Here is a 26,225-nt window from a genome sequence, read left to right as displayed (position 1 = left end):
TCTAATTCCATGGCTTTTACACGTAAAAATAAAAGACATTTGATCATGCAAAACATCTTTTTGCAAGATGTGTATAAGATTCAGGGCATACCCTGCCGCTCGCCTGTCCCAACAAACCTTCAAAAACCATAACAGCAAGTCAATGTAGTGCCAACTTGTGCTTGTTCTAACCCACCAATGACACCATCGATGCAAGTAACGTTTGATTTTTAAGGGAGAAACCCCATCGATAACCATCGATTTGACTTGCTCGCGGGCCTTTCTCAAAGTCCTCGGATGAGGAACGATGTTTGATTCCAAGAGAGGCCGCTCTCTAAGAGATCCCCACAAAATTTATACAGTTTAATTTTTCATCATATAGACCATTTTTCTTTATATTTTCAAAATCAGTTTGAGCTAAATATTCCATATAACCACTTTGAATTGATAGTATGGACCATGCTTTTGTTCATCACCTATGGCCTACTCATTTATAGCTTTATAGATGAATAGCCTCTCTTTATAAATGTAACCATTGCTCAATAAGTAATCTATTTCTTTTATCTTACTCTTCGCTTGGATCTTTTTATTCATTTTACGACCAAGCGTATGACTGCAAAGTGAAGTTTAGAGCAAAACTTTGTTACTTTTAGACCTTCCGCTTTTGCGGAAGGAGACGGTATTGAGAGCATCGTCACCCTCTGCGCAAGCAGCTGTCTCTTGATGAGATAGATCAAGAGACAGATCATGAACAGAAAGAATACTTGATTCTTGGTGAAAGGTCGGATTTGAATGCAGTAAAATCCAGTCACTATAGCTCTTCTAAAGAAAAATCATCCTCTCTTAAAACAGGAGATTGGTTATAGAAAGAACACAAAGCATCTCTAAATTTTTTCGCGCGTAGCGATAACCCCTGCTTACAGTAATGGTTGACCTGATTATATACCAATTTTTTGAACAATACTGTATCTGATTCAACACCATTTAAGTTATCAATACTTATATGAAATTTATACCCCGAAGCCTTAGAAAGTATCCATTCTAAGGCTTGTGGCTTTACTTCTACACATTGGAACTCCGCTTGCTGCTCTTCATTTCGCCCATCAGGCATATACCAATAACCAAAATCAACCCGTTTTCTGCGTTCTTCCCCAGCAATTAACCAGTGAGCACATTCATGTAAAGCACTACTGAAAAAACCATGAGCAAAACATAAAGCATGATAAGGACGCTTTGCATCCGCAGGTAAGTAAATAGGTTCATCATCACCTTTTACAAGCTTTGTATTGTATTCATTAGCAAAACAAGTCTCAAAAAGATTGATTAAATCCTGATAATGATGCATAAATGGCTTTTTCTCATTAATTTACACATACTGATTAATTTATACTAATATATTTAGAGAGTCATTAATTTTTATGAGTTTGGATACTCCGACTGGAAAAATGCACAAAAAAACATTGTCGTACCGATTAGGAAAGTTAATTAATAAATTACGTTGGCCCATTATCATTTTTTGGGTACTCGTTATCTTGTCCTGTATTCCCTTTTTGCCACACATCATTGCTCCGTTTAAAACAACAGGTTTCGTTGATGAAAGTTCTCAAAGTGCAAAAGCAGAACTCTATATGGATCAAAAACTCGGCTATGATGATAAAAATCAATTCATTGTCATGTATCACAGTCCCAAACTTTTAGCCACTCGTTCTCTATTTAAGAAGAAAATGAAACGATCATTATCGGAATTAGAAGATTTTCCGATCAAGTATGAAATAATTTATCCTGATGACACACATCAGATCTCAAAGGACAAACATACTGCCTATGTTGCGGTCATCATAAAAACAAATAAACCAATTAGTGATGAGTTACTCAAGCAATTTAAAAACGCTATCAAAAAACCCACCAATATGACCATGCAGATCGGGGGCGAGCCACTTTTTGTACAAAACGTAAACAAGCAAACCCAGACCGACCTGTATAAAGCGGATTTCATTGCTACACCTGTAGCAATCGTTACTCTAGTCGTTGTTTTCGGTTCAGTAGTAGCTGCAACTCTTCCCATTATTTTGGGAGGCGGATGTGCATTAATTATTTTGACTACCCTATACTTTTTAGGTCATTCTTTTACACTTTCCATATTCACAATAAATATTGCTTTATTATTAGGACTTTGTCTTTGTCTGGATTATTCGTTATTTTTTATCAGTCGGTTTAGAGACGAATTGAAAAATGGCTCAAGCATTGAAGAAGCTATTGCAACAAGCCAAGAAACCGCTGGAAAAGCAATTTTCTTTAGCGGTTTAGCGGTTTTCGTGAGCCTTAGTGCCTTATTCCTATTTCCGGTTAATATCCTATTTTCTGTTGCAGTAGGTGGATTAGCTGCTGTGTTTTACGCCGTATTAATTTCGACCATTCTTTTACCAGCAATCCTTGCTGTCTTAAAGACAAAGATAAATTTCCTCTCTGTACGTATTTTTAGAAATAAAAATCATTCCAGTTATTGGCGTTGGTTAGCGGAACGGGTTGTCAACCACCCTTATCGATTTTTCTTTCCCATTCTTATTTTTTTATTATTACTAGGATATCCATTTTTAGAGGCTAATTTCGGAATATCAGATTACCGGATTTTTCCTAAGAACTCAGCAAATAGAGCTTTTTATGATACCTATGCTGAAAAATTTAATATTGGAGAACTCAATCCTATTGTAGTGGTAGTTGAATCACCTTCTTCGTCTATTTTATCTCGGCGCAATCTTTCTAAGATATATGACTTCGTTCATAAATTAGAAAAAAATCCTTTAGTGAAAGAAGTAAATGGCATTATCAGCAGTGATTCAGACGTGAAAAAAAGCCAATATTACACTTTATATCATATGAATAAAAAACTACTCGATGCTCGGGTAAAACAATTGTTAGAGACAACAACAACGAAACATTTAACAGTCATCCGAGTCGTAAGCAAATATCCCCCTGATTCACCCGAAACTAAAAAACTAATTACTCAATTATATCATATGAAAATTGGTTCAGGATTAACATTAGAACTCACTGGAACTGCTGTAAGTAATAGTGATGTGCTAAAAAGTATTTATCATGTTCTCCCCTACGCTATTCTATGGATTATGATATTTTCTTATTTGATACTTCTTCTATTATTACGATCACTATTCTTACCGCTAAAAGCAATTGTGATGACTTTATTAAGTCTTTGCGCCTCATACGGAGCACTAGTGCTGGTATTTCAAGATGGCTATCTGTCGCAAATGCTGAATTTTCAACCCCAAGAAATGTTGGACATTAGTTTATTAGTGATCATATTTTGTGCTTTATTTGGTTTTTCTATGGACTATGAAGTGTTCTTATTATCCCGGATCAAAGAAGCTCATCAGTTAACAAAGCATAATAATAACAGCATCGTTTTTGGAATTGAAAAAAGCAGTCGTATTATTACCAGTGCAGCACTTATCGTTATTGTTATTAGTGGTTCTTTTTTAGTCGCCGATGTATTAATGGTTAAAGCATTTGGACTGGGTATCGCGGTGGCTATTTTCGTAGATGCTTTTTTAATCCGTAGCTTTTTAGTACCGGCAACAATGGCAATTTTTAAAAATTGGGTATGGTACTTACCCAAATGGTTGGATCGAATCCTGCCCAAAATTTAGAGAATAATAATCCATTTAACTTATCCATTTATCATCGATTTCTTTTTGCAGACCATCTGTTTTTCTGATACAGTAAATGCCGCTATAAATATCTATAATTGAGGAGGAGTACGAATGATAAGAACAATATTTGCAGGATTATTATTTCTATTTAGTGCTGTTACTTTTGCGGCTGCTTGTGGTAAAGCCTTACCAATCGACCACCCAGATTTTTGCTCTTCTTTTAAAAAAACTGCAACTTGTTATTGTACCTCTAAAGGATTACCTCTACCTATATGTCAAAACATGCAGGCGTTATATAAGCAAATGACAAGTATATATGGTTCATTAGAAGCAGCATGCTCACGTCAAGTCGAAACTACTCCTGCAGATTGTGTTGCTAATTGGACATGTTATAAATCAGGTCCTAATGACAAAGCTAAAAACTGCGCAAAAGTTTGTGAGCCGTTTTAAATTTATTATTCAATAATAAGCCATTTTCAAGTTGGGCTTCGGCCCCAACGAAAATTCTGATTAGTTTATATTTCTTAGAGTATTTATTGTGCTTGTTAAACTATTGAAATTATCACTATTAGCTTACTTATTTTTATATGCCCCCTTAAGTGTGGCACATAAAGAAACGCCTGTACAACACCCTTTTTATTTTGGAGCTATTGCTGGTTATGGTTCAACTACCTGGGATGGCTTAGTTCCGTCTAAAGAAAATCAAAATGCAGCATTGATGTTATCTACTCCAATAGAAGTTGAAGAAGGAGGGAGTGCCTGGGGTGTTTTAGCAGGATATGAATTTACGCATTATTTTGCGATTGAAGCCAGTTATATGCGCTTTGCTGACGCAAACGTCTACTTTGATCCCTGGAGTCTCTTCAGTTTTTATCATGAAGGAGCAGAAACTTTAACCACCCATACTGAAACACTCAGTTTAATTGGTAAACTGATGGTACCTGTTCCTCATTCTAAAATGAAAATTTTCTCAGGTGCTGGAGTCGCGGGAGTACATCGTAGAGATCTTATAGTGAATGATTGGAATCCTGGACCTACTTTTACTGTTGGAGTAAATTATAATTTTGCGGAACATATTATGGGCGAAATAGCTGGAAACTTCACTGCCGGCTATGGTGAATCTCAACTTAGTCCGGTAGATGCTTATTATCCTTTTCTTTACTCCGTTGCAGCACATCTTATTTATCGCTTTTAAAAATAGCCTGATAATGAGATCAGATAACGTGTTAAGTAAGTAATCTTTATAAATAAGAATCTCATCACCCTCTGCGAAAGCAGGGGGTCTATTCTATCTCCCAAGATCTTGATATGATGAGCATCAGACCTATCATTTAACTACTCTGTTTACCAAGACAATAACTCTGATAGGACTTCTCTAGGGTCCGTTTTAAGTATTCCTGATTATCAAAACCTATTTGGTGAATTAGGGTTAAAGTATGTTTTATATGAGCCGCTTTAGCTTTGGTCGCTTTAAAAGAAACGACAACATCCGATCCTTGATGTGCTAAACTTTTCTCCAATAAGGTTCTTTTACTCATGTCTTGCACATGCTTACTTTCAGACTCTTGATTCGATAAATAATCCTTTTTCTTTACCAGACAACGCATTACTTTATAATAAGTACTGATCTGCTTATAAGTGAGATCCATTTCAATTGAATTATTAGTATTGTACATATCCATGGTTGGATTTCGTAAAAGCGTAGGCCGATGAATCTTAGCTAGTTCAGAATTATTCTCAACCGTCCTATTATCTTCTCTTATAAAAAACTTATTTAATACAAAATAGCCAAGTGGACGAAAAACATAAGTGTATGGAACTAAAAAATTATAATAAACAAAAGTTCTCGCAAGAGCATTGATTAAATTATAAGACGTATTTCGTTTGCGATTATCGTATTCTGCGGCAACATACCTAAACTCCGTTTCTGCAAATCCTGCATAATTTAAACAATGGTCACAAAAGGCATTAGGTCCTTGTTTGTCTTTAGGTGGAGTCACTTGCAGAATTTCCCAGTCTTTTTTCCAGACGCCAAACGCTGAAACCGGATCATCACCTTGTTTTTGTATCACAACTTTTGGCTTTTCAGATAACTCATCCCAGTAATCATAACCGCTTTTAAATAGCGGATCATAAAGACCTGGAGGATTTAATGCATCAATTCTTGATAATTTATAATTCCCTTTGTCAATGGCAAGCAACAAACTTAATGCCCCGCCAAGACTTACTCCACATACGTGAATGGTATTTTCCTGCTGACTTAACCATTCATGTATTCTTTCTCGACCTATTTGGTACAAGGAACTACCTACTGATTCAACACCTTTCGCGTCTGTTCTTATCTGAGTTAAAAAACCTTGACCTGCTGGATAAGTTGTACCCATAAAAATTAAATGAGATTCTGCATTTTTTTGAAAAAGAGGCTCCAAGCCATAAGCAAAAACTCGGTCATGGTCATATATAAATAGACTACGCCAACCTGATGTTGCTGTTAACTCAATTGGAGTAACCTGATATTCAACCAGTTCCCAATGCCCCGCAATATATTGAGGAATTTTAAAAGATTCATAAGGGGTCAAATCGCTATAAGGAAGCATGCACAAACAGTTACTCAAATAAAGCTGAACTTGTTCGCCTTGCTCTGGAGTTAACGCTTTCTCGTGTAACTGTTTAAAAAGCACCAAAAATCCCTGTTGCATGGCAAAACGCACTTCTCGCAATAAATTGGAATTACGTTCTACAAAAAACGAATACAAAACGGATGGTGTCAAAAATTGAGTCCATGACTCTGTCCACCCCATTGTAAAAAAGCGCAATATATTACGTGCAAGAATCGCTTCTTGTTGCGAGGATTCCACACCGTCAACGTCTTCAAATTCCATTTGTTCAAAAAATTTTAACTCAAGACCTCCTTTAAAAACAGCTCCAGTAGGCAAAATAAACCTCCATGTTCTATTTAACGTGAGCTCGACGTAAAATGTGGTATTTCCATATCTTTTACGTCACTAAACGAACGTTACCATTAAGCGTATTTACCCATACGATAGTCCGAATAACTTTTATCCACTACTGACTTTAATCGTTCATGATCAGCACCTAACTTCTGAACAAAAGATAAAGTATGGTGCATGTGTGCTGCTTTAGCCTTAGTCACTTTAAAAGAAATAACAACATCTGCATTTTTAGGATCTTGACTGTTTTCCAGTAAGACTTTTTTGGTCATTCCTTTTACATGCTTGCTTTCTTTTTCTTCACTAGGTAAAAAATCCTTGTTTTTCAAAGAGCGCATCAGCTGATAGTAAGTATGTATTTGTTGATAAGTGAAATCAACCTCTACCGCATTATCCTCATTATAGATATCCATAGTTGGATTTCGAGGAAGAGAAGGATCATGTAATTCTGCAAGTCCTTTTTCTACACAATGGTTCTTAGTAGTAGACTTTTTTGAATCCTTTATTATGGAGGATAGTGTGGAACCTATTAGACTGCTTGCTAATAAACCTCCAGCAACTCCTAAAAAAACGAGTCCGGGTATAATTCCAGCCATTGTAAGACCTGCAGCTACACTAAATGCTAATATATGTGCCGACAATACCCAATTTTGCGCCACTAAGTTAATGAATGGTCGAACTAAATAAGTATAGGGTACTAAAAAGCAATAATAAATTAGACTTCTACCCAGAGAATAAAGCCAAAAATTACGCGCTAAACGTTTGGAGTTATCATGCTCTGCTTTAATGTAGTTAAATTGAGTACCGGCAAAACCCGCATAATTTAGAAAATGATCGCAAAAACTAATCGGACCGCGTTTATCTTTTGGTGGAATGACATGGAAAATATCCCAGTCCTTCTTCCAGATTCCAAAAGCTGAAACAGGATCATCTCCCTGCTTTTGTACTACTACTCTGGGTTTATCACTTAAGTCATCCCAATAGTCATATCGACTTTTAGACCAAGCATCATGAAGTCCTGCAGGATTTAATGCGTCAACTCGTGATAGTTTATAATTCCCTTGATCGATAGCAAGTAATAAACTTAAAGAACCGCCCAGGCTTACCCCGCATACATGGATACTATGTTCTTGCTGGCTTAACCACTCTTGTACTCGTTTTCGACCTGTCCGATATAAGGATTTGCCTACTGTTTCAAAACCTTTGGAATCAGTATTTACTTGGGGTACAAAACCTTGCCCAGCAGGATAAGTTGTACCCATAAAAATTAAATGAGACTCTGCTTTTTTTTGAAAAAGAGGTTCTAGGCCATAAGCAAAAACACGATCTTTGTCTTGGATGAAAAAACGTCGCCAACCTGATACATCTGTTAACTCAATTGGGGTAATTTGATATTCAACCATCTCCCATTTCCCCTCAATATATTGAGGAATTTTAATCGATTCATAAGGAGTTAAATCACCATAAGGCAACAGGGTTAAACAATTACTTAGATACAGCTGAACTTGTTCTTTTTGTTCTTCAGTAAGTTCTTTTTCTTTAAGTTGTTCAAAAATTTCAAAAAAACCGTGCTGAAAAGCAACACGCAATTCCCTTAATAACTCATGATCCCGTTTCAAAAAAACAGCCTTAAGTACAGCTGGAGTCAAAAATTGAGTCCAGGAATCCGTCCATCCCATCATCAAAAATCGTGCAGCATTGCGGGCAATAATCGGTGCCTGTTTTGAAAGCTCAACTCCCTCAGTGGATTCAAATTCACGTTTTGCAAAAAAATTAAGATCTAATCCACCTTGAAAATCAGCTGTTACAGACACGTTTATCTCCGCTAATAAGTTGCCCTAGACTGGCAGTTGAATCTACTACGAGTGCCAACTGCCGAATTTAGGATTACAGTTTTTCCTGTTGTAGTGACATCACAACGGCTGGACGCTCACCCACAACTTTCATAAATCGTTCTAGATGTTTATAGGTTGAAAGATCCATCTTAAAATAATGGGCCCATCTTAGAACGACAAACAAATAAGCATCAGGTAAAGTAAAATGCTCACCCATCAAATAGGGACCTTTTTCCAAGTGTTTATTAATATAGTCCAACCTTGTCATAACTAGAGACATAAATAAGCTTTTTGTTTCTTCCTGCAAATTCGGGTTGAAAAACATACCTACTGTTTTATGTAATTCTGTAGCGACATAATTGACCCATTCCAGGGTATGATAGCGCATGAGATCCCCTACAGGTGCTAAAAGCTTTTGACCTGGGGTGATATCTGCTAAATATTGTAATATGATTTGATTTTCAGTAAGTACATCCCCATTATCCAGACGAAGTGCAGGAACAGCACCTTTAGGGTTAATTTTTAAATAATTCTCTTCTGTTTTTGTTTTTTTCGCCCTTAAATCGACCTCTTCCTCTTGAAAGACATGCCCTAACTCGTTAAGAACGATACGTACCGCTAATGAGCATGCTGATCTAGTGTAATAAAGTTTCATTTCAACTCCTTTGATAATAGTCAATGTAATCAATACAAATAGGTAAATCGCCCCAATTCTTGTACAAAAAATAGATCCAAGAATTCTTGTTTTAGTCAAGCAAGCTAAAAAACAACAATACTTTTTTGGGCACTACCATTAAGTTAAGGAATTGTTTTCCTCGGCCTACGTCCCGCGACTTGTTCCTGAGAGATGGTCACAAAATGTGACCATCTCTCAGGGATAAGCTGCTGTACGGAGGAAAGAGAGGGTTTTCCTTAACTATGGCAGTGACCTTTTTGGGCCACTTGAAGATCGCGCTCCACTTCTTCAATTAAACTCATAGTAGCCGATTTTCGAGTAAAAAATGAATCCCAAAAATATTTTTTTCGTAAGCTAGTTAATATTAATTCATTATCTTGCTTCCAAGTTTGAATACTTTTCAGTAACTCAGTAAGAGATAATTTTTTTTGTGGCCCAATTATATTTAAATATAATTCTTTTAAACGCAAAAACTTATCTTGAGTAGATTGAGAATTGGGTTCAAGCAACAACATATGCTCCATGCGTTGATACAATTTGGTGATTATCTTTGTTTCAGCGTTCCCTAGTTCAGAAAAAGCAGCAGGAGGAGCAGGAAGAACATAAAACGGGATATCATCACTCGGCTTACCGTAATCTAATACTGTTTTATAAGGTAAACTCGTCAAAAAGTGGGAGGATATCAAAGATGCAACAGGTGCATGCTGGGTGGCCTCCACCAAAGCTATTGCAGAATGTCTGCAGGTATTACCGACGTGCAATTCTGTAACATTTTTCTTAATTCGATGTTCTGGTTGAGGAGGAAAAGACAGGTTATTACTAAGCTCAAAAGTAATTTCATTATCATTTGTTGCAACGGGTTTATAGCACAAAAATTTATTATCATCCGTTTGTAATGATTCTAACGTTTGTATAAATTCCAAATATTGAGCATAAGTAATATCATAAGCTTGGTACGTTATAGGCGTTGATCCTTTTTTTGTTCTTGTAACTCCTTCATCCCCTAATTTAGCTTTATTCTTATAAAAAAGGGCATTACACAAAAATTTCGTCACTAAAGCACAATTTGGATCTTTATCCTCATTATCACCAAATTTTCCAACACGACAAAGCAAATGTTTCGCTTTATTTTGATCATAAACACCCAACATTACAAAGGAGTGCACTCCTTGCTTATTGATTGAAATAAAGAATTTATCAGTTTGCTTATTGATTGTAATTGACATATTTGGTCATTTTAAATCTTAAAGGACAAATTGTAGCACATTCAGTAAATGAAAGACTACAATTTGTTTTTATTTAAATCACTTTATAGAATGAACCAATAAAACTCAATCACCAATACAATTTAATTCAGGATAATTTTTCAAGATAATTTTATGTAAATTAACATTCGCTTTTTTAATCGCATCACCCAATTTAGAATCAGGATTCCCCTCCCCGGCTTTGCTATTTAAAGCGACAACGGTGGTCACATTATTACAAGCCTGCCAAGTATACGCGAATCTATACCCCAAAGTACTGCCTTCATAGAACCAAAAACGTTGCTTGAGTTCTTTATCGTAATAATAACCCACACCTAAACCAAATGCTAAAGGATCATTTTCTGTTACCGTAGAAATGGTTTTTCCGGTTTTCATAGATACAACCGATTCCAAATCGGCTAAGGCGCTTTCTCTATAAATAGGATTAATTAATGTTCCGTGATAAAGCAACTGCACCCAATGTAATACCTGTTCGGTATTGCTTACAATTGCTCCAGCAGCACCAGCCCAAGACAAATCATTAGTAATGGTATCAATAAGTTTATTTTTTTCTTCATCATAATAATAACCATGGACTCTTCGCTCTTGAATTGCTTTTGCTCTAGCTTGTCCATCTGGACCCGCTAGATAATACATATCATTTAAGCCATTTTTCTCATTCATAATGCGTAGCTTCAATTGATTTGCAAAAGTATCATGAGTTACTTTTTCGATAACCATGGCGGCCAAAATGTAATTTGAATTAGAGTATTCAAATTGATTCTCTTTTTTGGTAAGTGGCTTTTCAGGATGAGCATAAGAAAGTAATTCTTCATCAGTCCAAACAGTCTCTAAATGAGCCTCCATTTTTTGCGAAAACTCATCATCTTCAGAATAATTCGGAATACCGCTAGTCATATTCAATAATTGACGCAAAGTCACATCTTTCCAATTTTGATATTGTGGCAACCATTTACCCAAATGATCGTCTAAAGACAATTTATTTTCCGTTTGCAATTGCAATAACAGTAATGAAGTAAATGATTTAGTAATACTGCCAATATCAAATAAATTATTTAGAGTAATTGGCTGGGATAACGGCGGATACCCCATAGTTCCGTGTACTACAGTTTGAACCTCTTGCTTATTATTCGCTCGATTCTGAGGAATCAACACCGAAGCAGCAATTGCTGTAAACTTTTCCTTTTCACTATATTCCTTATAATAATTATCAACCTCCTGTTGAAATTGTTGTGTAAGATTAGTTGAAGCATTAGGGCTAGCAGAAAAAGCCGGTGCAATTAAAAAAGTAGAACATGCTGTTACAGCGAAACCCAATTGATGTAATTTTAATTTCATAAGTTTCCATCCGATCTTATTTTTAGTTGTTCCAACGCAGAAGCAAGACGAGTTAATACTTTTTCTCGACCTAATAACGTCAAAGTCATATCAATAGGTGGCGACATACCTGAACCCGTTACCGCTACTCTTAAAGGTTGTGCAATTTTTCCCATATTGATATCAAACTCTGCACTGATGTCATTAATGCATTCTTGCAAATGCTCCTTTTCCCAAAGCTCTACTGTTTTCAAGCGCTCATAAAGTGCAGTTAAAGGAGCTAAGACAACAGGGCGTAAATGTTTTTTTACTGCGGTTTCATCATATTCAATTGAATCAGTATAGAAATACGTACTCATTTGACATATTTCAGCTAAAGTCTTACATCGTTCAGCCTGAATAGTCACCAAATCAGCTAATGCTGGCCCTTGCTCCAGTTTAATTCCTTCCTTTTCAAAATGCCAATACAAAGCTTTGGCCACGTCCTCAACCGGATCATTTTTTTGATAATGTTGATTGAGCCAATATAATTTTTCATAGTTAAAACTAGAAACCCCTCGACTTACGTTCTTTAAATCAAAAGAGGCTATCATCTCTTCGATACTAAAAATCTCCTGATCCCCATGAGACCAACCTAAACGAACTAAATAATTTAATAAAGCATGAGGTAAAATACCTAACTCTTTAAATTGCAATACACTCACTGCACCGTGGCGTTTGGACAAACGTTTACCGTCTTCACCTAAAATCATTGGCAAATGAGCAAATACGGGTATAGGCGCATTTAATGCGTGAAATAAATTTATTTGCCTCGGTGTATTGTTAATATGATCATCACCTCGAATTACATGAGTGATTTTCATATCTATATCATCGATCACCACGGCAAAATTATAGGTAGGATGACCATCGGAACGTATCAAAATTAAGTCATCTAATTCACTATTAGCCACGTGTATTTCACCGTAAACCTGATCATGAAACGATACCATACCTTGATCAGGATTTTTAAACCGAATGACAAAAGGAGCATCAGATACGGGTAAATTTTTATTGCGGCAATGACCATCATAACGAGGCTTTTCTTTAGCAGCTATTTGAGCTTCTCGTAAAGCTTCCAGACGTTCCTTACTGCATTCACATCGGTATGCTTTGCCTTCATCTAATAACTGCTGTACGACACCATTGTATCGATCATAACGTTTTGTTTGATAAAAAGGGCCTTCATCATAATTCATACCCAACCAAGCCATACCCTCCAAAATTGCTTGGACAGATTCTTGAGTAGAGCGCTCCTGGTCCGTATCTTCAATACGTAAAATAAATTCACCACCATGACGTCTTGCATAAAGCCATGAAAATAAAGCAGTTCTTACTCCACCCACGTGTAAATATCCAGTCGGACTTGGTGCAAATCGGGTTCTCACAGTCATAATCGCTTCCACATTGTAAGGAATAAAATAATCGGGCTATAATAACTGACTTTGTAGCCTGGGTGAAAGGGAAAGATTTGTTTTTTCCCGATGAGCTTAAATATAATATCCAAACCATCTGGTGAATTATCTTGAAAAGCATTGGTGTTAAGTATCAACTGAGAATTACTACTCTAATCCCTGCTTTTCTTGTCGCCTTGCTTCTTGCCATTTTTTATAATGGGCTGTTTGGTAATGACTTAAAACAACACATGTCTCGCCTAGGTGAGGCATATATTCGACAGTTACTTCCAGCCGCTCAGTATGCTATGTTGCGTCGTGATGATCGAACCTTACAAGGTTTAATCAATGCATCAACAATTAATCCTGAAGTCAAAGCACTTGCTTTTTACAGTAGCGATGGACAACTCCTTGCTTATCGTGGCGGCAAACACTCACTAAGCAAACCATTTACTCCCCCTAAATTCACTGGCGATTACATTAAAAGTAAACAAATTAACCCTTTTACTATTAATTTTATAGCCCCTGTTACAATTCCAAAATTCAATTTGTACTCCAACTCTTCCTTTAAAAAACTGTTAAGCCCTATGGCCTCTCGTGCTGATGATATTCTTGGGTGGTTGTCTATTGATATCGATACTCGTTCCATGATAATCAAACGTTATCAGATGCTTATTGTCACTATTTTTATTACTTTATTTGGATTATTAGTAGGATTAACCATTCATTACTTTCTCTCGAAACAGATTTATTTACCCATTTCTCGCTTACGACGGAGCATGAAACAAATTTTGCGTAATGAGTTTGAAACAGAAATAAAAACCACCAGCTCCGGTGAATTAGGAATAATTGAGCAAGGTTGTTCCCATCTGCAAAAAAAGTACCTTGAAACCATTCGCGATTTGAATCATCACATCGAAGTAGCCACTGCTGATTTACAGCAAAGCCTAGAACTCCTAGAAGAAAAAAATATTGAACTTTCCCTTGAAAAGAAAAAAATCGAAGAAAAAAGCCGACAAAAATCAGAATTCATTGCCAATATGAGTCATGAAATTCGTACACCAATGAATGGAGTTATTGGTTTCACTAATGTTTTGCTTGAAAGCAAACTCGATCCGCTGCAGTTAGATTATGTAAAAACCATTAAATCTTCAGCCCAAGATTTATTAGGAATTATTAATGACATTCTTGATTTCTCAAAAATTGATGCTGGAAAACTTCATTTGGATTGTATTCCATTAAACATTCGTCATTGTATCGATGAAGTACTCGCACTTGCAGCACCCAATGCTCATAAAAAAGGAATAGATCTAATTCCTATAACCGAACTCAATGTACCTAAAATTGTTTTAGGCGATCCCTTCAGAGTGAAGCAATTTATTAGTAACTTGGTCACTAATGCAGTTAAATTTACCGATCACGGATATGTATTAATTCGCACTAAAGTAGATCAGGAAACCGATAAAGATTACACTTTATGCATTACAATTACTGATACGGGCCTAGGTATTTCGCCAGAAGATCAAGGCAAATTGTTTACCGCGTTTAATCAGGCAGATACAAGCATTACCCGTCGTTACGGTGGCTCAGGGCTGGGTTTGGTTATCTGCAAAAAGCTCTGTGAAGAAATGAAGGGCCGGATCACTTTTGCCAGTGAACTCAATAAAGGCTCTGTTTTTACTGCCTACATTAAAGTTGAAAAATTAGTTGCTTACGAGGTAGAAAAAAATCAAGTGCATCCTTTTGCTTCTTTTAAAATGCTTTGTTTTGACGATAATCCGATACACTTAGAAGCCCTCTGTAATGGTTTAGGCTATTGGGGAATAGAATGTATCGCGGTCAATTCATTGCATCAACTCGCTAATGCTCTGAAAAACAATAAAGACTGCAAGATCGCATTTCTTAATATCAATAAAGGCTACGAACAACAAATTACTAAACTAATAGCGGAACATAATTACTTTCCCTATGTGCTGATCTCCAAATGGCTTATTAATGATTATACAGCACTTGGAGCGCAAGGATTTTTATATAAACCTATTAGCATTCAAAAGCTCCAAGATATTATTGAGTCATTAACAAATCAAGAGAACATTGAAAAATCAGCCACCCATGAGTTAGAGGGTTTAAGAGAGCAATTACGTTTCCTACACCCAGATCTTCTTATAGCAGAGGATAATCCAGTTAACAAAATGCTTCTTGACTCGTTACTAGGTACTCGTGCCAACATTACCTCAGTTGACAATGGAGAAATGGCTGTATCGGTGTGTGATGAAAAGAAATACAGCCTCATCTTACTTGACTTACATATGCCCAAAATAAATGGCCTAGAAGCAGCACGTCTGATCCGCCAAAAATCAGAATTTAACCGTCATACACCCATAGTATTAATTAGTGCCAATGGACGAGATGTAAATGATACGGATTTAAAAAAATCAGGGGTGGATTTTTGTTTGCAAAAACCTATAGATGAGAAACAATTATTGATCCAAATCTTGCGTATTGCAGATAAAGCAAAACACCCTGCAATAGATTGGCAGTTGTGTGTCCAAAAAGCTTCTGGAAATCAAGCGCTTGCAGAAGAATTTTTGACTCGATTTGTAGAAGAGTTGTATAAAAATCGCGAAGAGTTTATCCAACTCATGCATGAAAAAAAGGTGAAGCAATTAGGCGAAGCCGCTCATAAGCTTCATGGAGCCTGTTGTTTTAGCGGTGTACCTACGTTACAAAAAAATGTAGTTCAAGTAGAAAAAATGGCTGCTCATGCAGCCTCGATCGAGGAACTAACCATTCCTTTTGCAGAATTAATTCAAAGCATCGATGCCGTAATTAGTGAATACGAACATCAAAAAATAAAAACTTAGCGCAATGCATCTGCGCATCTCAAATGAATAAGGAGATAGAATGACTATAAAAAATGCGATATATGCTCAATCAGGAGGCGTCACTGCGGTCATTAATGCCTCAGCTTGCGCAGTAATCCAAACAGCGAAACTCTATCCTCAACATATAGGAAAAGTCTATGCTGCCAAAAATGGAATTATCGGAGCGTTACATGAGGAACTTATTGATACATCATTTGAAAGTGATGAAGATATCGCTAAATTATTACAAACTCCTGCTGGTGCTTTTGGATCGTGCCGATACAAACTAAAAAATGATGGGGAGGAATACCAACGATTAATCGAAGTATTCAAAGCACATAATATAGGCTATTTTTTCTATAACGGAGGTGGCGACTCACAAGATACAGCCTATAAAGTATCGCAATTGGGTGCTACTATGGGTTATCCCATCACGTGTATCGGTATACCAAAAACAGTAGATAATGATCTTCCTTTTACAGATGCTTGCCCAGGCTTTGGATCTGTAGCTAAATATGTAGCTGTATCCACCAGAGAAGCGGGGTTTGATGTTGCTTCAATGGCAGCATCGTCAACAAAAGTTTTTATTCTTGAAGTCATGGGACGTCATGCTGGATGGATTGCGGCAGCAAGTGGTTTAGCGAGCCAAAGCCCTAATGAACCACCGCATATTATTTTATTACCTGAAGTCGCTTTTGAACCTACAAAGTTTTTGAGCAAAGTAGATGAATGTGTCAAAACCTATGGTTATTGCGTTATTGTTGTTTCAGAGGGAATTCGTACTACTGAAGGTACGTTTTTAAGCGATGCAGGATTAAAAGACGCTTTTGGTCATGCCCAATTAGGCGGAGTTGCCCCAGTCATTGCTCAGCTCATTAAAACCGAACTTAATTATAAATATCACTGGGCGGTTGCTGATTATCTGCAACGAGCTGCTCGCCATATTGCATCTAAAGTGGATTTGGAACAAGCTTATGCTCTAGGCAAAGCAGCCGTAGAATTTGCCATTAAAGGACATAATGCCATTATGCCTATTATCATTCGTGAGCAAGATGAACCTTATCAATGGTCCATAGGTCATGCTGCCCTAGCTGATGTCGCTAACCAAGAGAAAGCGTTACCCAAAGAATATATTGCCGCAGATGGGATGGGAATTACCGAAGCATGCAAACGTTATTTATCGCCATTGATTCAAGGCGAAGCTTATCCTGATTATATAAATGGACTTCCAGATTATGTGCGTTTAAAGAATAAACTGGTACCTAAGGTACTTCAAATTAAATAGCTTAAAATATCTGGCGAAGCAAAACCGAACCTAATTGCAGTGCAACCTGCTGAAATCTGTATTCGGCAATGGCTTCGTCCATTTACTATTTATTTTTAAAAATGTAACGCCCTACGTCATCTTCACTGCCATTGACTTAAGGAGCTTGCCGTCGTCCTCGCGAAAACGGGGACCTATTTTGATGTGGCACCAGCTCAAATAGAAAAGGATTTCCGCTTTCGCGAAAATGACGAAACCCTTGCCAATAGCAGTGAAGATAACGTAGAGAGTTACCAAAAAATGTATATTTAATATAAATATACAAAGCGCAATAAATGCAAAAATTATGCATATTAGGTATAGCATCTGCTAAACTTAATAATAAAAGAAAAGATCAAATAGGACTTTATCTTTTTCAACCAGGGTAAGGTTTGTTGTATCGTTGTTTAGCCTATTTGTGATGGAGTTGCATTTGATTTGCTTATTTTAAATTAGGGAGCTAACAATGAAGCAGAAGGGTTTTACTTTAATTGAATTGATGATAGTAGTGGCAATAGTAGGAATTCTTGCCGCAATTGCTATTCCAGCATATCAGGATTACGTCGTTAGAGCTCGTGTTACAGAAGGATTAAGCCTCGCCTCTTCGGCAAAAACCACAGTTTCTGAGAATGCATCAAGTGGTGCTGCTAATTTAAGCCAAGGTTGGGTTGCACCTGCAGCAACAGGTAATGTGAATGCTATAGCTGTAAATGCTAATACAGGACAAATTACAATCACTTATACTGCAGCTGCACAAAATGTTGTCATTACATTAACTCCTCAGTCCGGTGGTGCTGCTATTGCTGCAGGGGTTCCACCCACAGGTGCCATTACTTGGACCTGCGCAGTAAACGCAGCTGCAAATAACCGATATGTTCCTGCAAACTGTCGCATTTAATTATTCTCTTTTAAAAAGCTGCTTTCAAGCGGCTTTTTTATTTTATATGATATGAATAAGTTAATAAGTATTTAGAGTTGAATATGTCTCGTAAGTTCCGTATTGAAGAATTATTAAAGCAAGAACTAACCCCTGCTTATTTAAATGTTGAGGATGAGTCAGCCAATCATCATGTTCCAGAAGGAGCGCAAACTCATTTTAAAGTAACTGTGGTATCCTTTCATTTCAATGACTTATCGCGAATTGCTCGACATAGATTATTAAATAAGTTGCTTTACAAAGAATTTGAACTGGGATTACATGCGTTAAGCATGCATTTGTTTACTCCTGATGAATGGGAAAAAAGAAACAACACTGTTGCGCAATCTCCAGCGTGTAGAGGCGGATTTAAAAAGAACGAATCGTAACCTCTCTCCAAGATAATGAATCATTACTGAGCTGAGGAGGAGCACTGCCATTGACTTAAGGGGTCGTCATTTTCGCGAAAGCGGAAATCCATTTCTTTTGAGCAGGGTGCCTCAAAATGGGTCCCCGCTTTCGTCGCGAGGACGACGCCAAATTTCTAAGTCAATGGCAGTAGAGTTGGAGGAAGCATTAGGTCGCCTCGAAGCATTTACTCCTGCTAAAGCTACGGACGATGCTGAAGGATCTCCTCAGCAAAACGGAATCAGGTAAACACTGGACCTAATCTAATAAAATCCTTATCCAGTACTCACAAAAATTTTTCAAAACAGTTAATTTTCTTAAAAAAGAATAAAGATTTTTTGGTAGGATAAAAAATTGTAACATCAATCAATAACTTCCTATATAATGTATATCATTTTAGCAAATAGAATTAATTAATGAACAATTGGTCTTCTGAAAAAATATCTGTGCTTGCGTTGGTCTTATTGATTACTGGTGCAATTGATAGCATCAGAAATCTACCAGGAACAGCTTTATTCGGCTCTTCATTAATTTTTTTCTTTATTTTTTCGGCAATTGTATTTTTAATCCCTGTTGCTTTAGTCTCAGCAGAATTATCATCAACCTGGTCTGATGAAGAAGGGGGAATCTACAGTTGGGTAAAACATGCTTATGGTGAGAATCTAGCCTTTTTTACTATTTGGCTACAATGGATCAATACCTTAGTTTGGTATCCAACTATTTTATCGTTTATTGCGGGAGTACTTGCTTATTTGATCAATCCTGAACTCGCGCAAAATAAGTATTATTTAATTGCTGTTATTCTCATTATATTTTGGTCATTAACTTTTATTGCTTTATCGGGTTTACGTGCTTCAGCCCATTTTGCAGGCCTTTGCGCCATTTTAGGGATGATCATTCCCATGGGATTTATTATTTTTCTTGCGGCTGTTTGGGTCATTAAAGGAAATCCTATAGCCATTGATTTAAGTTTGCCTCATTTATTGCCCCAATGGAGTGACAGCCAATCTTGGGTGTCTCTCACCGCAATTATGACCTCTTTTCTGGGTATGGAGCTTGCAGCAGTTCACGTTCGTAACGTGGATAACCCACAGAAAAATTTTCCCCGAGCGATGTTTTTTTCGGTGTTGCTCATTTTGACTACCATGATTTTTGGTTCTTTAGCAATTGCTTTTGTTCTACCTAAAGAAAAAATCAGTCTTATTGATGGCGTATTACAAGCCTTTAATAACTTTTTATATGCGTATAACTTATCCTGGTTATTACCCATTCTCATCGTCCTTCTGTTATTAGGTAGTCTAGGCAGCATGATCAACTGGATTATTTCACCTGCCAAAGGTTTGCTCATGGCAGCTAATCATAATTTCTTACCTAATTTTTTATGTCAATTAAATAAGCGCGGGGTTGCTTCACGAATTTTAATTATTCAAGCAATTCTAGTAACGCTTCTCTGTAGTGGCTTTCTATTATTTCCAACCGTGAATGCTATTTATTGGTTATTTACAGCATTAAGTACAGAACTTTATATTATGATGTATGTTTTAATGTTTATTGCTGCATGGAAATTAAAGAGTAAATTCGCGCATATGAAAAGACCTTTTGCCATACCTGGTAAAAAAATGGGTTATTATTTAACCTGTATTTTAGGATTGTGCGGTTGCACTATGACGTTAATAGTAGGATTTATTCCTCCAGTTGAATTTATGAATTTCGGCAGTGCAGCGCATTTTAGATTTGTTTTTTCAATGGGAATTATATTAATGATGATTCCTGCATTTTTATTGTATTGGCGCAAAAAATACATTACCAAGAAATAAAAAAATTATTTAATAAGCAATAAATATTATAAATCATAAAGTTATTATCCAATCTTAACAGATTATCTTGTAGTTTAAGGTTTAAACCATTTAAAAATTGCAAAATATATTTGAAATAAAATCAAAATGTCTTAAAATTACCCACTATTAATATAAATAGTTAGCTAATTTCATGTTTTCAGAACTTACCCCCGCGCAAAAATCTCTTTTAATAAAACTTTCTGATGCTCCAGAAAATCAACAAGATTTTTTAATGGCGCAATTAAAAAAATACCTCACCATAGAGCCTGAGGAACAAAACACGCTAGGTAGTCAAAATCCAAAAACAAACAATCAAAACTATTTTCCAATAAATCCTAATCATGGTTATAGTGATCTTTTAAAAACAAAAAAAATCATAGCACCTCATCACCAGATAAAAAAAACAAAAAACCCTATGATGCCTCTGGACACCTCTCCAAAACCTCAAGTGACTCTATATCAAATCATTAATGATTATTACCAACTCGTGCGGGTTAAAGATAAAAATGCAAAAGATATTTTTCTTAAGACTGTCAGTTTTTACGCAGAAACATTTAAATTATCTGTGGATGAACTTACTGAATTAAACCAGTTTGCTCAAACTATAATAGACATTAAAGAGAACAAAAGCCCTTTTATTGATCTTGGATTATTTAAAAAACATTTGATGGAAAGCCATTTGAAAATTATTTTGCGTGAAGCAATATTATATGGAGCAAAAATAAAAGATATTTCTGAACAGCAACGATTAAACACTCAAAATCAATTAACCATTCTCACCGAAGTCTCTTGGGGTACTTTAGGAGATTATAACGCAGCAGCTCGTTTAATCCGGTTATTAAAATCGGCTCATCCTAAATTAACCATTCATTGGATTATTAAAGGGAGAGTTGCAGAAATTCCTGATGAATTAGCAACTTCTGATACTCTTTTCATTGATAAAATAAACAGTTGGGATGAGTTGTTCCTAGAGAAGAAAATCATTACAAATCTTAAGCGAACAGATGCTATTTTAGCGTTCCCTACTTTTCACTTTTTAACCGATAATCATCTGGAACAATTAAAATATCAATTTAAGAAACAAATTATTTCTTGCTTAGAATATTCTTTTGGGGTTAGAAAAACTCAACCTGACGTTATTGAATTAAAAACGGGGCTGGGTGAAGATGAAATGGGTATATTCATTCTTCCTCCTACTGATGGGCATCCTTTAACGCAAATACAAAAGCAACAAATTATTCTTGATGTTCTATTCCCCGAGTGCACTCTAGCTAAAACTCCTATGCCCCAACATGATTCATCAGAAACTGAAGTTCAGTCTACTGCTCAGCCTGGAGTATCTGAGGACCAAGCGAAAGCATATGAGGCAAATCATATGCTATTTTTCGGTTATGCTAATAAAGATGCACTACGAACTGCAAATAAAGGAGCCAATGTCAGTAACTTCGTTCGAATGGCTCTTTCGGTTGCAGAACAAGATAAAAAGAAAGATGTCGATATTGTTGTACCTATTACAAGAGAACAACTGAATGGACTTAATATTGATTATCAGAAATACAGTCAAATCCGCTTTATCACACAAAAAAATAATACGATTCATGAGGAAGCCCTTTATAAAAATCCTTCACCTCAAGATCTTCCTCAATTACGGATTATTAATTTGTTTCGCTTTGAGAATAATACATTTACACAATTAGTTGCCGCCTCTCATCCCTTGAAACTATGCACTGGCGATCAATCCTTATCTGATGTAGTGTCTGTTGAAAATGCCATCGTTTTTTATCAGGTAATGCAATGGAAGCAATGTTTAGCAGAGAATTACTTAGAAATAGCAAAGCAAGCGTTGAAGGCAGCACAAAGAGATTCAGAACAATCTGCGGCAATTTCTTTTCTAACGATCGTAAAGAATATGCAGGAGTTAGATTTAGAAGTACTAAAGCCCTTGCTTATTAATCCTCAATTGTTAGAAGAATTTCAAGTAATTCATCGTTATATTTTCGAGAATAAAAATCTAAATCATATCCTACCAACAAATTTGTTAGCTTTCTTAGACTATTTAAAAATTGAGGAGAGGCTACTCGTATCCGCTCACCAGCAAGTTGCACCAATAATACCGCAAACTTCAAAATTAGGGCTATTTAGTAAATATGAACATAAAATATCGCTAGAAGATACTCCGCAAAAAATGGAATCAAATTGTTTTTTAGGGAGCCCTGGATCTACAGATTAAAAAAAACTTCTCAATACCGTCGCCTTCCGCAAAAGCGGAAGGTCTAAAAGCAACCAATCTTTGCTCTAAACTTCACCTTGCAGTCATACGCTTACGAGACCCCCTGCTTACGCAGAGGGTGACGATGCTCTCAATACCGTCTTCTTCTGCAAAAGAAATAATTGGATCCTGTTTTATTTGCGATAGACAAGATGTGTAGAAGATTCAGATCAAGATCTTGGGACACACAGAATCTACAAATTAAAAGAATGCCAATCGTTCCAGAAACAAAGCGCTCAATATTTAGCAAATTCGTATTAGACCTTCCGCTTTCGCGAAGGGCGATGTTCGGTACAATTTTTCTATAACTTATCTTTTTCTTCCAATGGAATAACTCGAGCTTCATGCTCCAACATTACCGGAATATCATCATGAATAGGAAAAGCCAGCCGATCAAACTTACAGATCAGTTCTTGCTTTTTTAATAGTAATTTTCCTTTACATAGAGGACAAACTAATAGTTCCAATAATTTTTTATCCATGAAAGACTCCTAAGTGACTTTATTTCGGATATACACAGGGTGCGCGGCACCTGCTGAGACCGGTTTTAATGCAGAAAACTGGGCAAATTGAATCATAGCAGCTGCAGAAGGATTTATAAGCAATTTTTCACTAACTTGTGATTTAGTTTTAGAAGTAAAATTTTCCCAGTATAAATCTATCCCTACTCCTGCAAGGATTATAGACTGCTCTTCAGGTATACTCATTTCAGATACGGGATTGACCTTTTCCTCCGCCATCCATTGATCTTTAGCGAAATAAGCCCAATACATTTCATGCATGCGCGCATCCAGTACTGTTAATACAGGTAAATGCGCTCCTTGCCTTTGTTGACGAACTGACCAGGCAATAGCAACTAAATTACTTACTGGAATTAATCCCAAATCATGCGCATAAGCCAACCCTTTTGCAATACTACAAGCAATACGCAAACCCGTGAAACTTCCAGGTCCTCGCCCAAATACAATGCCATCAAGTTGATTCATGTGCAAACCAGCATTTACCATTAACTTATCAATCATAGGCAAAATAAATTGGGTGTGCGTTTTAGGGTTGCTTTGCTCGTCACAAAGTAACTCTTTTCCAGTTAGCAACGCTATACTGGCTATTTCGGTCGATGTATCAATCGCTAATAACTTCATAAGTCAACTCTAATTCTCTAATGAATTGAAGTACTTTGTGTTCTTCTCGGGTTTTCGGTAATTGTGGTAAACTTGCTAATATTCGCCTACCATACTCTCTACCAGTAAGACGAGGATCAGCGATCATCAATACACCTTTATCCGTGTTATCTCGAATTAAGCGCCCCACCCCTTGTTTTAAAGCGATTACGGCACTAGGTAAAGATAACTCATCAAAACCCGATAATCCTTTTTCCTTCAAATAAGCCATTCTACCACGAATTACGGGATCTACTGGGCTAGAAAAAGGTATTTTATCAATAATAACGCAAGATAGCGCCTCCCCTTTTACATCAACGCCTTCCCAAAACGTTGAAGTTCCTAACAAAACTGCATTCCCTAATTGCCTAAAACGTTCTAATAAAATAGGTTTTGCTTCTGTTCCTTGAATAAGTAACGGATAGTTTAAATTATTGGACATTATTTGAGCAACATGTTTTAAAGATCTATGGCTGGTAAATAAAAAAAAGCTACGTCCCCCTAAAGCTTCAATAAGTGGGATAGCGCGTTCGATTAATAATTCATTATAAGAAGCGTTTTTAGGATCAGGTAAACCTCTAGGTAAATACAATAATGCTTGCCGCTGGTAGTTAAAAGGACTAGGCAATACTAAAGTCTTAATTCCATGTAGCCCTAAAGGTTTACAAAAACAATCAAAGGAATCCGCCATTGTTAGCGTTGCAGAAGTAAATACATAAGTACATGATTGTCTTTTTAGTAATTCGCTAAACGACTCAGCAACATCATAGGGTGTAACATGAAAAACTAAAGTATGTTTAAAACGCTCCAACCATCTAATTTTATCCTTAGTTTCCTCAGTAAAAATTAATAGAATTCTAGCAAAATCGATGAGTCGCTCTTTACAACGCGCAAGTCCGGGAAATTCAGCAAGAGCGATCTCATTGAAACACTCCATTAACTCATCGTTCAATGCCAACCAATGTTCCCAAATACTCATAAATGATTTATTTCGCTTTATTTCCTCCCAACTCACTCGCTCCTCTGCAGGTAAGCGTGTTACTAACTCATCCATTAACTGGTCTGCTTTATGGCTTAACGCTTTTAAAGGCTGATTGGCACGATCGAAAACAGGCCATTCCTTAATAAGATCATCCAATAAATCACGAAACTGTCGCGTTCCAATTCGCTCTCCATTAAAATGAGTTGCTATTTCAGCAAGTTGATGTGCCTCATCAAAAACAACGACATCAACTCCGGGTAGTAACTCACCAAATCCTTCTTCTTTTAGACGTGAATCAGCAAAAAAAAGGTGATGGTTGATCACTACTACATCTGCATCTAACGCTCGCTTACGCGCTTTGACTAGAAAACATGTTTCATAGTGAGAGCATTCAACACCCAAGCAATTATCTACGGTTGAAGTTACATAAGGCCAGACCGAAGAATCCTCGCTTAGCTCAGGTAATTCAGAGCGATCCCCATTTTTCATTTGTGATAATTTACTTCGAACATGAGCCACTTCATGAGCACATTGTGGGTTTTGAAATTGTCCTTCCTCCGAATATAACGCGACACGATATTGACAGATATAATTCGCTCTACCTTTGAGATTTTGTACACGTACTGATAATCCTAATGCTCTGACTAAAGTTGGTAAATCTTTTTGATAGAGTTGATCTTGTAACGTTTTAGTAGCAGTAGAAATGAGTGTTTTTTTTCCACTTAATAAGCAAGGTAACAAATAGGCAAATGTCTTACCTGTTCCAGTTCCTGCTTCGGCTACAAGAGTGGATTTTTCATCGATTGCTGCAGCAATCGCTACAGCCAAATCAGATTGTGGTGCACGTGCCATAAACCCAGGAATTGCTGTAGAAAGTCGTCCTTTCTCACCAAGGGCTCGCTGACATGATTGAATGAGTGAGGTGATTTCTACCACTCTTCTTGTAGATATTGAAGTTTATCCTTAATCTGTTCCCAATCTTTAGCATCCGACGGCGCATCTTTTTTAGATGTAATATTAGGCCAATTCGTAACAAGCTTTGCATTTAATTCTTTAAATTGCTGCTGCTCAGGCGTTAAGTCATCTTCAGAAACTATTGCATTAACAGGACATTCCGGTTCACACAAAGCACAGTCAATGCATTCTTCGGGATGAATGGCTAAAAAATTAGGTCCTTCATAAAAGCAATCAACAGGACAAACTTCTACGCAATCCGTATACTTACATTTAATACAACTTTCTGTAACTACAAAAGTCATGACAAACCTTTTTTGAACTTGAAATACTAGTTATTAAAGCATAAAACAAGCTATTTAAGTAGTAATTTTCTCAATAATTGACTAAAACAATTGGTTCTTTAT

At 36.6% G+C, this 26,225-nt stretch carries 21 protein-coding genes and 1 pseudogene; 10 read left to right on the top strand and 12 right to left on the bottom strand.

The features are described from left to right. A pseudogene (locus tag Lgra_RS18340) lies at nt 1-300 on the bottom strand (hypothetical protein); the annotation flags it as partial. Between the two features lie 490 nt (nt 301-790). After that, complete coding sequence (locus tag Lgra_RS12585; protein WP_058499618.1) at nt 791-1,324, bottom strand: elongation factor P hydroxylase; 534 nt, start codon at nt 1,322-1,324, stop codon at nt 791-793. A 73-nt stretch (nt 1,325-1,397) separates the two neighbouring features. Here Lgra_RS12585 and Lgra_RS12580 point away from each other — a divergent pair, with 73 nt between their 5' ends. The 3 genes from Lgra_RS12580 (at nt 1,398) to Lgra_RS12570 (ending at nt 4,842) form a co-directional block, all read left to right on the top strand. Next, nucleotides 1,398-3,644, top strand: a complete 2,247-nt coding sequence (locus Lgra_RS12580; RefSeq protein WP_058499617.1) for an MMPL family transporter — start codon at nt 1,398-1,400, stop codon at nt 3,642-3,644. A gap of 114 nt (nt 3,645-3,758) precedes the next feature. Next, entirely contained in the window at nt 3,759-4,097 is a 339-nt protein-coding gene (locus Lgra_RS12575) for a hypothetical protein (protein WP_058499616.1), read from the top strand. Between the two features lie 88 nt (nt 4,098-4,185). Further along, complete coding sequence (locus Lgra_RS12570; RefSeq protein WP_058499615.1) at nt 4,186-4,842, top strand: outer membrane beta-barrel protein; 657 nt, start codon at nt 4,186-4,188, stop codon at nt 4,840-4,842. 136 nt (nt 4,843-4,978) lie between these two features. On the opposite strand, the gene Lgra_RS12565 is transcribed toward Lgra_RS12570, so the two are convergent. The 6 genes from Lgra_RS12565 to gltX form a co-directional block, all read right to left on the bottom strand. Further along, complete coding sequence (locus Lgra_RS12565; protein WP_083502907.1) at nt 4,979-6,583, bottom strand: hypothetical protein; 1,605 nt, start codon at nt 6,581-6,583, stop codon at nt 4,979-4,981. Between the two features lie 86 nt (nt 6,584-6,669). Beyond that, a complete protein-coding gene (locus Lgra_RS12560) occupies nt 6,670-8,412 on the bottom strand; it encodes a hypothetical protein (RefSeq protein ID WP_058499614.1) in 1,743 nt (580 codons plus the stop codon). Nucleotides 8,413-8,485: 73 nt separating this feature from the next. Beyond that, complete coding sequence (gstA, locus tag Lgra_RS12555) at nt 8,486-9,088, bottom strand: glutathione transferase GstA (RefSeq protein ID WP_058499613.1); 603 nt, start codon at nt 9,086-9,088, stop codon at nt 8,486-8,488. Between the two features lie 257 nt (nt 9,089-9,345). Further along, complete coding sequence (locus Lgra_RS12550) at nt 9,346-10,335, bottom strand: hypothetical protein (RefSeq protein ID WP_058499612.1); 990 nt, start codon at nt 10,333-10,335, stop codon at nt 9,346-9,348. Nucleotides 10,336-10,440: 105 nt separating this feature from the next. Further along, nucleotides 10,441-11,712: a serine hydrolase domain-containing protein gene (locus Lgra_RS12545; RefSeq protein ID WP_058499611.1), complete on the bottom strand. Its 1,272-nt coding sequence runs from the start codon at nt 11,710-11,712 to the stop codon at nt 10,441-10,443. Further along, on the bottom strand, nt 11,709-13,124 hold the full coding sequence (gene gltX, locus Lgra_RS12540; RefSeq protein ID WP_058499610.1) for a glutamate--tRNA ligase: 1,416 nt from the start codon (nt 13,122-13,124) through the stop codon (nt 11,709-11,711). Before gltX ends, Lgra_RS12545 begins: the two co-directional genes overlap by 4 nt. Before the next feature lie 128 nt (nt 13,125-13,252). Between gltX and letS the strand changes: the two genes are divergently transcribed. The 7 genes from letS to Lgra_RS12510 all read left to right on the top strand — a co-directional run bounded on the left by letS (nt 13,253) and on the right by Lgra_RS12510 (nt 22,683). Continuing rightward, nucleotides 13,253-15,988, top strand: coding sequence for a two-component system sensor histidine kinase LetS (letS, locus tag Lgra_RS12535; protein WP_115385439.1), 2,736 nt, complete (start codon nt 13,253-13,255; stop codon nt 15,986-15,988). Between the two features lie 40 nt (nt 15,989-16,028). Further along, on the top strand, nt 16,029-17,273 hold the full coding sequence (locus Lgra_RS12530) for a 6-phosphofructokinase (RefSeq protein ID WP_058499608.1): 1,245 nt from the start codon (nt 16,029-16,031) through the stop codon (nt 17,271-17,273). A gap of 484 nt (nt 17,274-17,757) precedes the next feature. Continuing rightward, nucleotides 17,758-18,189, top strand: coding sequence for a pilin (locus tag Lgra_RS12525; protein WP_058499607.1), 432 nt, complete (start codon nt 17,758-17,760; stop codon nt 18,187-18,189). Between the two features lie 83 nt (nt 18,190-18,272). Continuing rightward, on the top strand, nt 18,273-18,596 hold the full coding sequence (locus tag Lgra_RS12520) for a BolA family protein (protein ID WP_058499606.1): 324 nt from the start codon (nt 18,273-18,275) through the stop codon (nt 18,594-18,596). A gap of 106 nt (nt 18,597-18,702) precedes the next feature. After that, nucleotides 18,703-18,864, top strand: coding sequence for a hypothetical protein (locus Lgra_RS18335; protein ID WP_157068271.1), 162 nt, complete (start codon nt 18,703-18,705; stop codon nt 18,862-18,864). A 167-nt stretch (nt 18,865-19,031) separates the two neighbouring features. Beyond that, nucleotides 19,032-20,432 (top strand): APC family permease, encoded by a 1,401-nt coding sequence (locus Lgra_RS12515; RefSeq protein WP_058499605.1) that lies wholly within the window; start codon nt 19,032-19,034, stop codon nt 20,430-20,432. 172 nt (nt 20,433-20,604) lie between these two features. Then, nucleotides 20,605-22,683, top strand: coding sequence for a hypothetical protein (locus Lgra_RS12510; protein WP_058499604.1), 2,079 nt, complete (start codon nt 20,605-20,607; stop codon nt 22,681-22,683). A gap of 341 nt (nt 22,684-23,024) precedes the next feature. Here the strand turns inward: Lgra_RS12510 and Lgra_RS12505 are convergent, their stop codons facing one another. From Lgra_RS12505 to fdxA, 4 genes are read right to left on the bottom strand one after another with little or no spacing between them, the layout of a single operon-like run. Beyond that, nucleotides 23,025-23,204 (bottom strand): Trm112 family protein, encoded by a 180-nt coding sequence (locus Lgra_RS12505; protein ID WP_058499603.1) that lies wholly within the window; start codon nt 23,202-23,204, stop codon nt 23,025-23,027. A gap of 9 nt (nt 23,205-23,213) precedes the next feature. Continuing rightward, a complete protein-coding gene (tsaB, locus tag Lgra_RS12500) occupies nt 23,214-23,864 on the bottom strand; it encodes a tRNA (adenosine(37)-N6)-threonylcarbamoyltransferase complex dimerization subunit type 1 TsaB (protein WP_058499602.1) in 651 nt (216 codons plus the stop codon). Beyond that, nucleotides 23,845-25,800: a DNA repair helicase YoaA gene (locus tag Lgra_RS12495; protein ID WP_058499601.1), complete on the bottom strand. Its 1,956-nt coding sequence runs from the start codon at nt 25,798-25,800 to the stop codon at nt 23,845-23,847. Before Lgra_RS12495 ends, tsaB begins: the two co-directional genes overlap by 20 nt. Continuing rightward, nucleotides 25,794-26,123 (bottom strand): ferredoxin FdxA, encoded by a 330-nt coding sequence (fdxA, locus tag Lgra_RS12490; protein ID WP_058499600.1) that lies wholly within the window; start codon nt 26,121-26,123, stop codon nt 25,794-25,796. Before fdxA ends, Lgra_RS12495 begins: the two co-directional genes overlap by 7 nt. Between the last annotated feature and the right edge of the window lie 102 nt (nt 26,124-26,225).

Source organism: Legionella gratiana (genome assembly GCF_001467695.1).
In the GTDB taxonomy this organism is placed as follows: domain Bacteria; phylum Pseudomonadota; class Gammaproteobacteria; order Legionellales; family Legionellaceae; genus Legionella; species Legionella gratiana.
The sequence above is the reverse complement of the archived record's forward strand: the minus strand, read 5'-3'. Positions and strand labels throughout refer to the sequence as shown.